Annotated in this window: 14 protein-coding genes; 6 read left to right on the forward strand and 8 right to left on the reverse strand. The window is 66.1% G+C overall.

Annotation, left to right across the window (positions count from 1 at the left end; translation table 11 throughout):
- Positions 1 to 93 precede the first annotated feature (93 nt).
- Positions 94 to 1,494 carry a short-chain fatty acyl-CoA regulator family protein gene (locus L6Q21_RS08810; protein WP_237830373.1) on the forward strand — a complete coding sequence of 467 codons (1,401 nt, stop codon included), beginning with the start codon at positions 94 to 96 and terminating at the stop codon, positions 1,492 to 1,494.
- A gap of 303 nt (positions 1,495 to 1,797) precedes the next feature.
- Entirely contained in the window at positions 1,798 to 3,297 is a 1,500-nt protein-coding gene (locus L6Q21_RS08815; RefSeq protein WP_237830374.1) for an arylsulfatase, read from the forward strand.
- 40 nt (positions 3,298 to 3,337) lie between these two features.
- Here the strand turns inward: L6Q21_RS08815 and L6Q21_RS08820 are convergent, their stop codons facing one another.
- A complete protein-coding gene (locus tag L6Q21_RS08820) occupies positions 3,338 to 3,802 on the reverse strand; it encodes a YidH family protein (protein WP_237830375.1) in 465 nt (154 codons plus the stop codon).
- Between the two features lie 134 nt (positions 3,803 to 3,936).
- On the opposite strand from L6Q21_RS08820, the gene L6Q21_RS08825 reads away from it, so the two are divergent.
- The 3 genes from L6Q21_RS08825 to L6Q21_RS08835 are packed head-to-tail and all read left to right on the forward strand — an operon-like array spanning position 3,937 to position 6,556.
- Entirely contained in the window at positions 3,937 to 4,308 is a 372-nt protein-coding gene (locus tag L6Q21_RS08825) for a DUF1622 domain-containing protein (protein ID WP_237830376.1), read from the forward strand.
- Positions 4,309 to 4,346: 38 nt separating this feature from the next.
- Positions 4,347 to 5,591 carry an OprO/OprP family phosphate-selective porin gene (locus L6Q21_RS08830; protein ID WP_237830377.1) on the forward strand — a complete coding sequence of 415 codons (1,245 nt, stop codon included), beginning with the start codon at positions 4,347 to 4,349 and terminating at the stop codon, positions 5,589 to 5,591.
- A gap of 29 nt (positions 5,592 to 5,620) precedes the next feature.
- A complete protein-coding gene (locus tag L6Q21_RS08835) occupies positions 5,621 to 6,556 on the forward strand; it encodes a formylglycine-generating enzyme family protein (RefSeq protein WP_237830660.1) in 936 nt (311 codons plus the stop codon).
- Here L6Q21_RS08835 and L6Q21_RS08840 read toward each other — a convergent pair.
- The 4 genes from L6Q21_RS08840 to L6Q21_RS08855 all read right to left on the reverse strand — a co-directional run bounded on the left by L6Q21_RS08840 (position 6,550) and on the right by L6Q21_RS08855 (position 9,518).
- Positions 6,550 to 7,281, reverse strand: coding sequence for a Crp/Fnr family transcriptional regulator (locus L6Q21_RS08840; protein WP_237830378.1), 732 nt, complete (start codon positions 7,279 to 7,281; stop codon positions 6,550 to 6,552). The two genes, L6Q21_RS08835 and L6Q21_RS08840, sit on opposite strands and share 7 nt — an antisense overlap.
- Positions 7,282 to 7,358: 77 nt before the next feature.
- On the reverse strand, positions 7,359 to 8,204 hold the full coding sequence (locus L6Q21_RS08845) for a hypothetical protein (RefSeq protein ID WP_237830379.1): 846 nt from the start codon (positions 8,202 to 8,204) through the stop codon (positions 7,359 to 7,361).
- Between the two features lie 28 nt (positions 8,205 to 8,232).
- Entirely contained in the window at positions 8,233 to 8,742 is a 510-nt protein-coding gene (locus tag L6Q21_RS08850) for a DUF6515 family protein (RefSeq protein WP_237830380.1), read from the reverse strand.
- Between the two features lie 11 nt (positions 8,743 to 8,753).
- The gene (locus tag L6Q21_RS08855) at positions 8,754 to 9,518 is read right to left on the reverse strand and encodes a DUF2092 domain-containing protein (protein ID WP_237830381.1); all 765 of its coding nucleotides are present in this window, start codon (positions 9,516 to 9,518) and stop codon (positions 8,754 to 8,756) included.
- 228 nt (positions 9,519 to 9,746) lie between these two features.
- Here L6Q21_RS08855 and L6Q21_RS08860 point away from each other — a divergent pair, with 228 nt between their 5' ends.
- On the forward strand, positions 9,747 to 10,922 hold the full coding sequence (locus tag L6Q21_RS08860; RefSeq protein WP_237830382.1) for a hypothetical protein: 1,176 nt from the start codon (positions 9,747 to 9,749) through the stop codon (positions 10,920 to 10,922).
- A 12-nt stretch (positions 10,923 to 10,934) separates the two neighbouring features.
- On the opposite strand, the gene L6Q21_RS08865 is transcribed toward L6Q21_RS08860, so the two are convergent.
- The 3 genes from L6Q21_RS08865 to L6Q21_RS08875 are packed head-to-tail and all read right to left on the reverse strand — an operon-like array spanning position 10,935 to position 14,951.
- The gene (locus L6Q21_RS08865; RefSeq protein WP_237830383.1) at positions 10,935 to 12,125 is read right to left on the reverse strand and encodes a thiolase C-terminal domain-containing protein; all 1,191 of its coding nucleotides are present in this window, start codon (positions 12,123 to 12,125) and stop codon (positions 10,935 to 10,937) included.
- Positions 12,122 to 12,556 carry a Zn-ribbon domain-containing OB-fold protein gene (locus L6Q21_RS08870; RefSeq protein ID WP_237830384.1) on the reverse strand — a complete coding sequence of 145 codons (435 nt, stop codon included), beginning with the start codon at positions 12,554 to 12,556 and terminating at the stop codon, positions 12,122 to 12,124. The genes L6Q21_RS08865 and L6Q21_RS08870 overlap by 4 nt, the downstream gene beginning before the upstream one ends.
- A 4-nt stretch (positions 12,557 to 12,560) precedes the next feature.
- Positions 12,561 to 14,951 (reverse strand): CaiB/BaiF CoA-transferase family protein, encoded by a 2,391-nt coding sequence (locus tag L6Q21_RS08875; protein ID WP_237830385.1) that lies wholly within the window; start codon positions 14,949 to 14,951, stop codon positions 12,561 to 12,563.
- Positions 14,952 to 15,005 lie beyond the last annotated feature (54 nt).

Genomic DNA, 15,005 nt, shown 5'->3' on the forward strand with positions numbered 1-15,005 from the left:
GCAATATCTGCTATGCTAGGAATAACTGAATGTGCGAAGATTTGCGGATAAAAAGCTGCAAATCTGCGAAATTTGTGAAGATCAGGCGGACATATGCGAAAAGCCTTTATGGGGGTGCGGCTGCGGCGGCTGAGGGAAGAGCGGAACCTGAAGCAGATAGAGCTGGCCAGCGCGCTGGGCATCTCTTCGAGCTATCTCAACCAGCTCGAGCAGAACCAGCGGCCGCTGACGGTTCCGGTCCTGCTGAAGATCAATTCGGTCTTCGGAGTGGATGTGCAGCTCTTCTCGGAAGACGAGGAAGCGCGGCTCATCACCGAGTTGCGCGATGCGCTTTCGGACAGCGCGGAAGCCGTTTCGGTGGCCGAGATCCGCGAGCTGGCGGCGAACATGCCGGCGGTGGGCAGAACCCTGGTGTCGCTGCACCGCCGCTATCGCGAGGTCGTCGAGCGGAGCGAGGCGATGGCCGCGCAGCTCGGAGACGAGTGGATAAGCGGCGGCCCCGCCCGCATGCCTTTCGAGCAGGTCCGGGATTATTTCTACGCCCGGCACAACCATGTCGAGCCGCTCGACGAAGCGGCGGAGCGGCTCTATCGGCAGGCGGGCCTCAGCCCGCGTTCGGCGCATCAGGGGCTGGTCGCGCTGTTGAAGGACCGGCACGGCGTGCAGATCGTCTGGGGCGAGAGCGACACCGCCCAGCGCCGATACGAGCCGGCGACCCGTACATTGACCGTCTCGGCGCATCTGGAACAAGGCCAGCAGGCGTTTCAGATGGCCACCCAGCTTGCCTTTCTGGAACTGGGCGATGTGATCGACCGGCTTGCCGACAACCGCATCCTGGCCGGAAGCGAGGCGCGGCGGCTGGCCCGCGTGGGCCTTGCGAATTATTTCGCGGGCGCGCTCCTCCTTCCCTATGGCGATTTCCTCGCCGCCGCGGAAGCGGAAGCCTATGACATCGAGAAGCTCAGCCGGCGGTTCGGAGTCGGCTTCGAGACCATCTGCCACCGGCTTTCAACGCTTCAGCGGGCCGAGGCGCGCGGCATTCCCTTCTTCTTCATCCGGGTCGACAGGGCCGGCAATATCTCCAAACGGCAGTCGGCGACCGATTTCCACTTCTCGCGCGTCGGCGGAACCTGCCCGCTGTGGAATGTCTATGAGGCGTTCGCGCAACCCGGCCGCACGCTCACCCAGATCGCCCAGATGCCCGACGGCCGGACCTATCTGTGGATCGCCCGGACGGTCGGCACCCAGAATGCCGGCCATGGCGTGCTGGGGAAGACGTTCGCGGTCGGGCTGGGATGCGATATCCGCCACGCATCGCGGCTCGTCTATTCCAGGGGAATGGACCTCGGCGATCCGGCCGCCGCCACGCCGATCGGGGCGGGCTGCAAGGTCTGTGAGCGCCCGACTTGTCCGCAAAGGGCTTTCCCGGCGATAGGCCGGGCGGTGGCGGTCGATGAGAATCGCAGCGAACTCGCGCCATATCCGTTTGCCTAGGTTGAGACTCCGTGGACGTAATGGATATGTTCTCCGTCATCCCGGGCTTGACCCGGGATTCCGCTTCTTTCCCACGCTGGCGGGAAAGCTGGACCCCGGGTCAAGCCCGGGGTGACGAAGGGGAAGCGGGGTGACGGAGGGGAATAGGAGTCCCCAACCCGGGCGAAGCGGGGAGGCCCGGATCGGAATCGGGCGGATGGCCGGCTTTCTGATCGCGCGCCCTTCCGACTGCCCAAAATTGGACGACGGCGCGATTTGAGGGCTGATAGCCCTTGGCCTCCTTAACCGGGGAGACCAGCGACCATGGCGAAGAAACCGAACATCCTGATCCTTTGGGGAGACGACATCGGGCAATCCAACCTGTCGATCTTCACCAAGGGGATGATGGGCTACAAGACACCCAACATCGACCGCGTTGCCGAAGAAGGCCTGCTTTTCACCGACTATTATGCCGAGCAGAGCTGCACCGCCGGCCGGGCCAGCTTCATCACCGGCCAGTGCGGCCTTCGCACCGGCCTGACCAAGGTGGGGCTGCCAGGCGCCGAAGCCGGCATGAAGCCGAGCATCCCGACCATCGCCACCGTGCTCAAGCATCTGGGCTATTCCACGGGGCAGTTCGGCAAGAACCATCTGGGGGACAGCGACGACACCCTGCCGACCATGCACGGCTTCGACGAGTTCTTCGGCAACCTCTACCATCTGAACGCCGAGGAAGAGCCGGAAAACGAGGATTATCCGGATCCGAAGGAATTCCCGGAATTCCGCAAGAAATATGGGCCGCGCGGCGTGCTGCACTGCCATGCCGACGGCAAGGGCGGGCAGACCATCAAGGACACCGGGCCGCTGACCCGCAAGCGGATGGAGACGATCGACGACGAAGTGACGGAAAAGGCCATTGCCTTCATCCGCAAGACCGTCGCCGCCGGCGAGCCTTTCTTCGTGTGGTTCAACACCACCCACATGCACTTCCGCACCCATGTGAAGCCGGAAAGCAAGCGCCAGGCCGGCCGCTGGCAGTCCGACTATCACGACACGATGATCGACCATGACAAGGCGATCGGCGTGATGCTGGACCTGATCGACGAACTGGGCATCGCCGACGATACCTTCGTGATGTACTCGACCGACAACGGCCCGCACTGCAACAGCTGGCCGGATGCCGGCACCACGCCGTTCCGTTCCGAGAAGAACACCAACTGGGAAGGCGCCTATCGGGTGCCGGCGATGGTGCGCTGGCCCGGCCATATCGAGCCCGGCAGCGTGTCGAACGGCATCGCCGCCCACCTCGACTGGCTGCCGACCTTCGCCGAAATGGCCGGCGAGCCGGATATCAAGGAAAAGCTGAAGAAGGGCCTGAAGCTCGGCGGCCGCGAGTATAAGTCGCACCTCGACGGGCATTCGCTGGTGAGCCACATCACCAAGGGCGAACCCAGCCCGCGCAAGGGCTTCCTCTACTTCACCGACGAAGCCGAGCTTTGCGCGCTTCGTTACGACAACTGGAAGCTGGTGTTCATGGAGCAGCGGGTGCAGGGCCAGCTCGGCATCTGGTTCGAGCCGTTCGTGACCTTGCGGACGCCGAAGCTCTACAACCTGCGCACCGATCCCTATGAATATGCCGACATCACGTCGAACACCTATTGGGACTGGTATATCGACCACATCTACATGCTGACCCCGTCGCAATCGATGGTGGGCGAGTTCCTGCAGACCTTCAAGGAATTCCCGCCGGCGCAGCATGCCGCCAGCTTCAACCTCGACCAGGTGCTGTCGAAGCTGACCTATGGCGCCTCCGGCGCCGGCTGAGGCGGCGAAATCGCGAATGAAGAGGCCGGGGGGGGGANGTTCAGCCGATGAAGCTGACGAGGATGCTGAAGAGGGCGGCAAGGCCCACCAGCAGCAGCAGGAAGGCGATCAGCAGCACCCAGGAACGCGGGTAGAGATCGTCCGGGCGCAGAATGCCTTCGGCAAGGAAGCCGTCGCGCTGGCGCCGGAGATTGGCGTTGAAGCGGTAATCGGCGGCGATTCCAAGCGCGAGGACCAGCACGCCGAGCGTCACCAGCGAAAGGCCGAAAAGGGCGGGGGCGGTTTCCGGCACATTCGGGCCGAGCAGATGGTCGCGGCCCAGCGAGCGGAAGAAGGAGAAGATGGTGAAGCCGAAGCCGATCAGCGAAAGCGAGGTCCGCATCGAGGACATCAGCGTGCGGTCGGACGAGAGGCGCGTGCGCTGGAAGCTGGCGGTCGTCCGCATCGAGGACATGCGCGTGTTCTGGTCCAGATCCTCATAGGCCATGTCGGTTTCCTCCCCCATGCAGTTGCTGCTCAGGTGCCGCCTGCGGCACAGGCCTCGACCCTATTGCAGGGCCTGGGGAGGGATTGCCCAGTTTCAAGCAATGCGGCTTTCTGCCTTCGCTATGTTCAGGCGGGCAGGGGGCGGAGGCGTAAATGGTAGAAGAGACATTCCAGGAAGTCGCGGGCTTCGTAGCCCTGGGCATCGAGGCGATCGTGGTGCTGTTGCTGGCCTATGCGGCGCTCGAGGCCGTGGTTGGGACGGTGAAGGCGATCGCGACCCGGGGGATGGGGCAGGGCGTCCGCCGCGAAGTGTGGTTCCGCTTCGCGCTGTGGATCGTGCTGGCGCTGGAATTCGCCCTTGCAGCCGACATCATCCGCACCGCGATCGCGCCGAGCTGGGATTCCATCGGCATGCTGGCGGCCATCGCCGCCGTCCGCACATTCCTGAACTATTTCCTGGTGAAGGATATCGAATCCTATAGCGAGAAGCGCGGCGAGGGCCGTTCGGGGCTCGAGGGGCGTTGAGCATGGTCGCTTCGGGCCGCCGGCTTTCGACATGCCTGGTGTCGCTGACTTGCCTCAGCCTGTCGGTGGCGGCCTTCGGGCAGGCGACCAAGTCCACGCAGACTCCCATGGGAACGGCCACGGGCGAGGCCGTCGCCACGCCGGCGTCCGCTGGCTATGCCGTTCCCGATCCGGTCCCCGACCTGAAGCCGGACGAGCCGGGCTTCTTCGAGGTGAAGCCCGGCCTGGTGGTGCTGCTGGACCATACGGGCTTCAGCCAGGACGAGGCGAGCCTGCAGCAGATGGGCGAGCAGAGGAACAAATGGGAGCTGCGGGCCGGCCGCCTGATGCTGAACGGCTCGATCGGCGGCGGCTATCGGGTCGGGTTCCAGTTGAGCGGCGAATATAAGGGGTTCGATGGCGACCCCGACACGACGTGGCAATTGACCGACATGAGTCTGAGCTTCCCGATCGGCAGCCGCACCAAATTGCAGGTGGGCAAGACGAAAGAGACCTTCGCCTATGAGATGGTGGGCGATGCCGCGAACCTGCCGGGCGCGGAGCGCGTGCTTTCGCCCTTCTTCATATCCCGCAACACCGGGCTGAAGCTGACGCATGTCTGGGGACCGGCGAAGCGGGGGACGTTCAGCGCCGGCGTCTATAACGACGACTGGGACATAGGGGCGAAGGAACGGCGGGGCGTGGACGCGAGCGGCCGGATCACCGCCCTCCTCTGGGCGCCGGAGGATGCGGGGCGCTATCTGCATCTGGGCCTTTCGGCCCGCCATGTCGCGGCCAAGGGCGAGATGCGGTATCGGGGGCGGCCCGGCAGCAATGTCTCCGACTATTTCGTCGACACCGGCAAGTTCACGGCCGACGGGGCGCTGCACCTGGGGGTGGAGGGGCTGCTTTCCCTCAACGGTTTCGGGCTGCTGGGCGAATATGTCGTGGCCGACGTCGATGCGCCCGCCAGCGGCAACCCGCGCTTCACCGGCTGGTATCTGGCCGGCAACTGGATCCTGACCGGGGACCATCGGCCCTATGACCGCAATGTCGGCTATGCCCGCCGCGTCGTTCCCAAGGGACGCTGGGGGGCGCCGGAACTGGTGGTCCGCTATTCGGATGTGGATCTGCGCGACGGCCCGATCGACGGCGGCCGCTTCCGCCGCACCGATCTGGGGGTCAACTGGTGGGCGACGCACCGCTGGAAGCTGGGGCTGGCCTGGGGGCATGTCTGGCTCGACCGCATGGGCGTGCGCGGCCAGACCGACACGATCCTCTCGCGCGTGCAATGGGTCTACTGATGACGGCCCTCCAGTCCGTGACCGATGGCATGGTCTGGATTCCCGGAGGGACGTTCCGCATGGGCTCTGACGTGCATTATCGCGAGGAAGCGCCCGCGCATGATGTGGTGGTATCCGGTTTCTGGATCGACCTCGCGCCCACCACCAACCGCCAGTTCGCCCGTTTCGTGGCGGAGACCGGATATGTGACGGTGTCCGAACAGGTGCCCGATCCCCGCGATTATCCCGGCGCGCTTCCCGAGATGCTGGTGGCGGCGAGCCTGGTGTTCACGCCGACCGAAGGGCCGGTCCGCCTGGACGACTGGAGCCAGTGGTGGGCGTGGACGCCGGGCGCCGACTGGCGCCATCCGACCGGCCCGGGAAGCGGCATCGAGGAACTGCTGGATCATCCGGTCGTGCATGTCGCCTGGGCGGATGTGGAGGCTTATGCCGGCTGGGCCGGCAAGGAGCTGCCGACCGAGGCGGAATGGGAATATGCCGCCTGGGGTGGCAACAGCGGCCTGGAATTCGCCTGGGGCCGGGAGCTGGAGCCGGAGGGCCGGCATATGGCCAATGTCTGGCAAGGCGAGTTTCCGCATGGAAACACCGCCGAGGACGGTTTCGTGCGCACATCTCCGGTCGGGCATTATCCGGCCAACGGCTTCGGCCTGCACGACATGATCGGCAATGTCTGGGAGTGGACCGCCGACTGGTATGCCGACCGGCATCTGCTGTTTCCCAAGAGGGCCTGCTGTGCGCCCGTCGATCCGCGCGGCGCCATGCTGGAGGCCAGCTATGACCCGGCGGCGCCGTCGGTGCCGATTCCGCGCAAGGTGTTGAAGGGGGGCTCGCATCTGTGCGCGCCCAGCTATTGCCGCCGTTATCGCCCGGCCGCCCGCCACGCGCAGAGCATCGATTCCGGCATGAGTCATGTCGGCTTCCGCTGCGTCGTGCATGCGCCCGGCCCGGAAGAGCGGGCTCAATAGTCGGCGTGCACGATCGCGCGAAGCGCGGCGGGATTCTTCAGGATGATGCTGCGGTAGCCGATTTCCAGCAGCCCCTGCTCCACCAGCCGGTTCAGGATGGAATTGAAGGTGTTGCGGGACATCACCGACATGGCGGCGAGATCTGTCTGGCTGATGCGGATTTCGGCCTCCAGATCCTCCGGCGGATCGCGGTAACGGCAATCCGCCAGCCGCAGCAGCACGGCGATGGCGCGCACCTCGCTGGATTGGCGGGTGAGGTCGGCGAAGCCCGAGGCCGCCACATTCACCAGTTCGTCGGCCATCACCAGGATATGCCGCCACCATTGCGGATTTTCCCTCAGGATGCGTTCCATGGAAGCGCGGGTCGCCATGCCCCACAGCACGTCGGTCCGCGCCTGAAGCGACAGATACCGGGGCTGGCCCAGCAGCGTCTTGTAGCCGGACCAGAAGCCGGTATAGGCGAGATGCATCGAGCGCGTTTCCGGATGCCCTTCGGCAAAGCCTATCTCGACGCAGCCGCTGGCGATGCCCACGAGGCCGGGGTTCCTGTCGTCGGCATGGGCGAACTCCAGCCCGGCCGGCGCCCTGCGGAAGACCATGATGGAAAAGACAGCGTCCTGGAATTCCTCCGGCATGCGGGAAAGCCAGCCGGTTTCCGACAGAAGTTCGCGCCCTTCCGCGGAAAGCTTCGACAGCCCCTGCAGTAGCTGGCTTCGCCCCACCATGACTTCAGATAGGCTGAATCCGGTGGAAGTGACAATGGGCTTCTGCGGGGCTTCGGCGGCCCCGACCGAAAAGTTAATCAGGCCTGCAGTCTGCGGTTGAGGATTCCGCCGGCGACCACGTTCACCAGCAGGTAGAGAAGCACCGTGCCCAGAACCGCGGGCCTGTCGGTGGGGACGGCAGCCGCGGCGGCCAGCGGCAGCGCCACGCCGGGGTGGCGAAGCGCCGTTGCGGTCGCCAGCGCCGCGCGATTGCCCTTGCCCGGCCCGCCCAGCAGATAGCCGGACGCCAGTCCGACGATCACCATGGCGAAAATGGCGAGGAGAGTGCCGTCTCCGACGGCGGTGCGCATCGCCTTCCAGGAGCCGAGCAGCAGCGCCAGCGCCGACACTAGCAGCAGGCCCTTGCCCAGCGCGGCGGCCGGCGGGCGCAGCTTGTCGGCGACGGCCGGGAAGCGCTCGGCGATGAACAGGCCGACGGCCAGCGGCGCGGCGATGGTGAGGATGAGAGTCCGCAGGACGGGCAGCATCTCGAAGGGGAAGGGCATGCCCAGCAGATATTCGTCGAGCGTCAGCAGGATGGGCGCGGCGATCAGCGAGACTGCCGTCGCCAGCACGAACAGGCCCATCACATAGCTGTCGCCGCCGCCCTGCTGCTGCGCCTTGCCCGGATAGACGGGCGGCATGGGGGAGACCGCCAGCGCCAGCAGGGTGAAGACCACGGCCGGTTTCAGCGGAAACAGCGCAACCATCAGAAGCACGAACAGCGGCAGGATGAGGAACATCGACAGCATCGCCTTGCCGGCCAGCGCCGGCTGGCGAAGGAAGGCCGTCGCTTCCTTCAGCGATGTGCCCATGCCGAACGACAGCACCACCAGCATGATGCTGGAGAGCAGCGCCAGCTTGATGAGCGTCAGCATGTCCATCTCGGCTCCTCCCCCTTGCGGCCAGACCTTATTGCGGTGGGGCGACCACCTGATAGCCGTTGGGAACGGGCTGGTAAAAGGTGCCGTTGCAGTTCAGATACTGCTGCCCGCCGATATTGGCCGGCTGGCAGCCGGAGGGCTGGTCCTTCACCACTTCGCCGATCACCGCCGTCACCACCGAAACGCCCGCCGTCACCGCGGCCGTCTTGCCGATGAATTCCAGCACTTCATTGTCATCGTCGTCCCAGTCGCGCGGGCCGTTGTAATGGCCGTTGTCATAATGGCCGTGGCCGGGGTTCCCCACCACGACCACGTCGCGCTGCTGCCGGCCGCCCGCCGCCTTGCCGGCCTTGTAGGCCTGCTGGTTGCTGACCTGGTGCTGCGGCCGCGTGTTGACGCTGCTGCGGCTTTGCGCCTTCACCTTGCCCGCTTGCGCCGGGCCGGCCTGGGAGGGGCGGGCCTCCACGGAGGTGCCCAGAGACATCGTCAGAGACATCGTCAGCGCCAGCGCGCCGGCCATCGTTGCGAGAAGCTTCATGCTGCGTCCTTTCACTTTTCGGCTGCGGCATCGGCGCCGAAGGTGACGCGCTGATCCCTGGACGAAGGGTGGAAGCTGAAGCTGCCGGACGGAAGCTCCGGGTTCAGGTTCCAGGTGAAGCGGGTCACGAACTGCGGCTGCTCGGGCACGTCGAGATTGGTGATCACCATCTTGGCGGGGAGCGGCTGCTCGCCCTTCACGATCCAGATCTGAAAATCGATTCCGGGTTGGCGGAAGGCATATTGCGTGACCGGCGTGTTGCCGAGCGTGGTGTCGCCGACCTTGAAGCCGGAAGACGGCTGCTCGACCGTGGCGGTGGGCGAGCCCCAGCGGAAAAGATCCTGCAGCGGGAAATCCAGCCCCCAATTGTCACGGGCGCGGGTCAGCACGTCGGCGACCGATCCGCTGACGGAAAATGTGGTGTATTTCGAGCTGTTGGGGGCCACCAGCCAGAGCTGCTTGCCGTTGTAGAAGATCTTCCACTGGTTGCGGTCGGTGGCGATCTCGGCCTGCAGCTGGTCGGGGTGCTTCACCCGATAGGTGGTGACGGTGCCGAACTGCAGTTTCTGGCCATTCTCGTAGACCCGCTCGAACGTCGCGTCCGACTTCACCTCGAAGCTCTTGAGGGTGCGCATATAGGCGCCCATGCGGTTCAGCGCTTCGGCCGCCTCGGGATCGAGCGCGGCGCCGGCCTGCGGCGCGGGCGTCTGGGCGGCGGCGGGCGCGGTGACGGCAGGCGTGGCGGCGAGAATGGCGGCAAGGATCATCGTTCGCATCTGGAATACCCCCTCGGTTTCCCCGGCATCCGACACCTGCGTCGATTGCCCATATGGTTTGGTCGCACATTCGCCGGCGGCGAATTGTCCAATTTCATGCGATCGTGGCGGGAAATCCGGCTTTCCCGGGTGCCGTGCGCCCGATGCAGCAGGGCGTTTGCCCAGTTCTGGACAGTCGCCCTGGCCGCAGCCTCTAATGTTCCTGGGAATTCGCCGGGAGGGCCTTGCATGGACGCGGAAAGCCGATCGAAGGATGGCCTGCTGGCCAGGGCCGCCGGCTTCGGTCTCGGCCGGGTGCAGGCGGGTGTTCTGGCGGCGCTCGCGGTGGCGGTCGCCGTCGGCCCCATCCTGCTGCTGGCGGACAGGGGGGCCGGCGTCGAGGTCAGGCTGGAACGGGACTACAGCCTGTTCGCCCGGCTTCTGGTCGCCTTGCCGCTGCTGATCCTGGCGGCGCCGCAGATCCAGGGCGTCATCGACAAGGCGCTGGCGCACAGCCTCAGCCTGCCCATCTTGTCGGACGAGCAGCATATGGCCTGCGCCCGCTGGATCGCCACCTTGCACCTGCTTCGAAAGAGCCGGGCCATCGAGCTGCTGATCCTGCTGGCCGCGGCGCTGACCAGCATCCTCAATCCGGTCCTGCCCGCCAGGCTCATCGGGCTGGAGGGGTGGGGGTTCGCCAGCGACGGGGCGCTGAAGCCGGCCGGCCTCTGGTACACGATCGTGGCGATGACGCTGCTGCGCTTCGCGATCCTGATGTGGTGCTGGCGGATCGCCTTGTGGACTATGTTCCTCGCCAGCTTCGCCGTGCTGAGGCTGAAGCCGAACCCGGCGCATGCGGACGGCGCGGCGGGGCTGGCCTATCTGGGGTTCGTGCAGCAGCGGCTGGCCGTGGTGCTGTTCGTCGGCAGCGCGCTGCTGGCCGGAATCGTCGCCAACCGGATCGCGCATCTGGGGGAATCGCTGCCCGAGCAGTTCCCGACGCTGGTGGCCTTCGCCCTGCTGGGGCCCGCGGTGCTGCTGACCCCCTTGCTGCTGATCACGCCGACCCTGCTCCGGGCGAAGCGCGACGGCATCTTCGATTACGGACGGATCGCGCAGGACATGGCCGATGCCTTCGAGCGCAACTGGGTCCGGCGCGCGCGCCCGGAAGATGCGGAGCTGCTGGAAAGCCCCAGCCCTTCGGCGATGGCCGATTTCGCCGCCGTCCATGGCACGGTGCAATCGATGGGCATATTGCCGATCGGCAAATGGGCGATCGCCTCCATGATCCTGGCGGCGGTGGCGCCGCTCAGCCTGCTCGTGCTGCTGCAGATGCCGCTGGAAAGCATCCTGAGATCGGCGCTTTCCGAAGTGCCGCCGTTCGACCTTGTGGTGGCGGCGCAGGATGAGGTGAAGGCGCGCTGATCCGCACCGGCCTCAATCGGCTCGCGCGAATAGGAAAGCGGTGGCCTTGCTGAGGCCGTTGGAGATGGTGGCGAGCGAATGCTGCGCGCCTTCCACCTGCCGCTCCCCGGCCCGGCCGCTTACTTGCAGCACCGCCTCGGCTATCTGGGTCATGCCGTGCAGCCGGCCTTCGCCCAGCGCGCCGCCGCCGGTGTTGACGGGCAGGCTTCCGCTCAACGCGCCATGGCCGTCGCGGAGGAAGGCAAGCCCCTCTCCGTCCTTGCAGAAGCCCATGGATTCCAGCCAGGTGACGACCAGCATGCTGAAGCCGTCGTAAAGCTGGGCGCTGCCGACCTCGGCGGGGGAGAGGCCGGTGGTTTCCCACAACCGCTTCGCCACCTGCCGTCCGCCTTCCAGCATATGTTCCAGCGTCATCGGAATGGCGCTGCCGCCATTGTGCGTGGAGGCGGCGAAGCCGGTGAGGAGCGCGGGTTTCCGGCGCAGGTCGCGGGCGCGTTCAGTGGTGGTGAGGAGCAGGGCGCAACTGCCGTCCACCGGCAGGTCGCAGTCCAGCATGGACACCGGGTCGGCGATCATGCGTGTGCTGAGATAGTCTTCGGCGCTGAGCGGCTTGTCGCGGCACCAGGCGTTCGGGTTGCGCCGGGCGTTGTCGCGGTTGTCGACGATGTAGCGGGCGAAATCGGCGCGGCTATATCCATGAAGCTCGAAATAGCGCCGCATCACCGTGGCAACCCAGGCGGGCGGCATGCTGAAGCCATAGGGGGCGAGGAACTGGTCGGGGCCGGTCGCAAAGGCGCTGTCGAAGTTCACATAGCGCCCGTCGGGCACGTGCAGGGCGCGGTAGACGAGGACATGCCGGCACAGGCCCGCTGCGATCGCCAGCGCGCCGTCGATCAGGCTTTGCGTCACCATGGCGTTGGTGCTGCCCGTCCAGGCGATCTGCGGCGCCACGCCCAGAAGCTCGGCAAGATAGTGCGGCGTCACCACGTCGACGCCTTCGTCGACGCCCTTCCGGCCACCATATCGCGGCATGCTGGGGGAGGTGGCGATGCCGTCCACCTCGCGCTGGTCGAGACCGGCATCGGTGAGCGCGGCCTTGCAAGCCTCCAGCGTCAGCGAGGCGAGCGTTCGGCCGCTGCGCCGGCCGATGGCGCTGTAGCCTACGCCGGCCACCGCGATTCGGTTCCGATGTTCCCAGATCATTGGCCGGTCGCCGGCTTGAACTGGACGAGGACGTGGCCCTCTCCGATGGGTTCGAAGACCGGAGTTAGCGGCATTCCCAGCCGCAGCGCGCTTTCCCCGGTGCCGAGGATGTTGGCGGCGATGAGGAGGCCTTGCTGCGCCTCGGCTTCCGCCAGCCCCAGAATGAGCGGGAGCATGGTTTTGAAGCCCGGAGCGGGCGCATCGTGCAGAACGGTCCAGGAATAGAGGCGGAGGCCGCCGGGCAGCGGCTGGAAGCCCAGTTCCTCGCTGCCGCAGGCCATGCAGGCGATGGCCGGCGGATGCTGCCAGCGCTCGCAGTATCGGCACTTCTGGATGCGCAGTTCACCGGCTTTCGCGCCCTCCCAGAAGCCGGCGCTGATCGCGTCCGGCCATGGCAGGGGGCGCAGCGGAATCTCGTCGGCCACGGCCATCCCTTCAGGCCGAAACCGCAGAGGCAATGCGCCCTTCGACGTCCGCCGCCTGTATGGCGATGCGGCGCTCCAGCAGTTGCTCGATCTCGTCCGGCGTGTAGCCGATCTCGGCCAGGATGGCCCGGCTGTGATGGCCGAGGCGCGGCGCCGATCCGGCGGCGTGGCCGGGCGTTTTCGAAAGGCGGTTGAACAATCCGAATTCCCGGACATGGCCATACATGGAATTGCGTGTCTCGATCGCGCGGTTGCTTTCCACCATCCAGTCCTCGAACAGCGCGTCGTCGACCCATTGCTCTTCCCGCGCGATCTCGCAGGCAGCCCCTGCGGCGTCCAGCAGGCGGAAGGCATCCTGCGATGAAAGGGCGGCGAAAAATGGCGTGAGGATTTCGCGCAGTTCGCGGTCATGGGCGCTGCGCTCCTTCGGCCCGCTGAAGCGGCTGTCGCCGGCAAGCTCTTCGCGGCCGATTGCCCGCATGAGGGCGGCGAAGCGGTCGTCCTGCCGGCAACAGATGCACAGCCAGCCGTCGGCCGTGCGGTAGATGCGGTCGAGGGCGTTGAAGCCCTGTTGTTCGCGGTCGAGCCGCAGACCGTAGACGGGCTTCATCCCGGCATCGAGGAAATGCTCGGAGGTCGTCCACAGGCTGGAGTGGAGCTGCGGGCATTCGATATATTCGCCATATCCGCGCTCGGCCCGGTTCTCCAGCGCCATCAGCAGCGCGGCGGCGCCGAGGAAACCGTTGTTGTAATCCTCGTTGCCGAAAACCGAGCGGTTCGGGCTGTTGCCCTCGCCCCCGCCCTCATAGAGCAGCCCGGTCCAGCCGCTGACCAGCGGGGCGAAGCTTTTGAGGAGCGATTTCGGGCCTTTGGAGCCATAGCCTGGAAGATAGGCGTAGATGAGATCGGGGTTGACGGCGGCGAGCGCCTCATAGCCGATGCCGAGCTTGTCGGCCTTTCCGGGGCGCAGATTGTGGGTGACGATGTCGGCGGTGGCGACGAGCCGGTGGGCGACGGCAAGCCCCTCGGGCGTCTTCAGGTCGAGCACGATGTTGCGCTTGCCGCGCTGGCAGGCGTCGAACACGTCGGGCAACGGGCGCATCTGGTCCCCCGATGGGGTTTCGACCTTGATGACATCGGCGCCGAGGTCGTTCAGCAGGCGCCCGCCGAAGCCGACGGCGAAGAAGGAGGAGAAGTCGACCACGCGCACGCCTTCGAGCGCCCGCCGGATCGGGCGGGTCGCGGGAAATGCCGGCTTCGCCGGGCGGGCGGCGAGCGCTGGCAGCCGCTGGTTGTGCTGGCCGACGAGCGGCGCGGGGGCAGGTGTGGAGACCTGCGTTCGGGAAAAGCGCACGGCGGGTGCGGCCTGATGGATGGTGCCGAAATCCGGGTCGGCGAGCGCAATCCGCATCTTCACGAACTCGACCTGATCATCCAGCAGGATTTCCGCCGGTTCCAGCACGGGGAGGGCAGCGACGTCCGCCGCGTGGAAGAGCCGGATCCATTCGTCGCGCGGCTTCGTGCGGAACACATCGAAGATCTCGACGCGGCTGCATTGATATTCGTCGTCGTCGAGCGGCACCGCCATTTCCGGCCCCTGCACCGCGCGGACCCGCACGCCGAAGCCGAGGATGTCCATCGCCGGCTTGAAGCCGCCCGAGCCGGTGTGGATTTGCAGGAACTTGCCGTCGCCGCATTCGAACATGGTGGTGACCAGCCGCACACGGCCGAAACGGTCCGGCGAGCCGGAATCGCCCTTTTTGATGTAGGAGATGCCGTCTTCCTGCCACCAGTGGTTCATCGGGCTTTGCGCCAGCATCGCGTCCAGAAGCGAGGCTTCGACAAGCTGCCCCTCGCCGATCGAGCGGCGGGCGCGTAGGGCGGACAGAATGCCGATCACCGCCAGGAAGGCCTGCCCGTAATGCAGGGCGGGGTGGCCCAGATACATGGGGCCGTCGCGGTGGGAACTGCCCTTGTCGATCATCGTTCCCAGCAGGGCGGCGGCGAGGGATTCGCCATAGGGGCGCGCGGCAAAAGGCGTTTCCCGGTTGTAGGCCAGCAGGTTGCAGACGATCAGTTGCGGGAAGCGCTTTTCGAGGCTGGCCGCATCCAGGCCGAGCGCGCACGCCTCCTCTTCCCCGAAGGCGTGCAGGAATACATCCGCGCCGCGCAGGAGGTCGAACAGGCTTGCCAGTTGTTCCTCGTCGGCGAAATCCAGTTCCACGCTGATCTTGCCGCGATCCCAGCCCTTTCTGGACAGGTCGTGGGCGAAAAAGCTTCCGCCGAGCGGTTCGACCTTGATGACTTCGGCGCCATGGTCGGCGAGCAGCATGCCGGCGATGGCGCCGGGCATGACGAACGCCGCTTCGACGACGACAAGATGCTCCAGCGGACCGGACATCGCACTCTCCCCATGATTCGGCTTGTTGCGGGGAATATGCCTGCCGGTTTCCGT

It is taken from the genome of Sandaracinobacteroides sayramensis (genome assembly GCF_022014495.1).
Classification (GTDB): domain Bacteria; phylum Pseudomonadota; class Alphaproteobacteria; order Sphingomonadales; family Sphingomonadaceae; genus Sandaracinobacteroides; species Sandaracinobacteroides sayramense.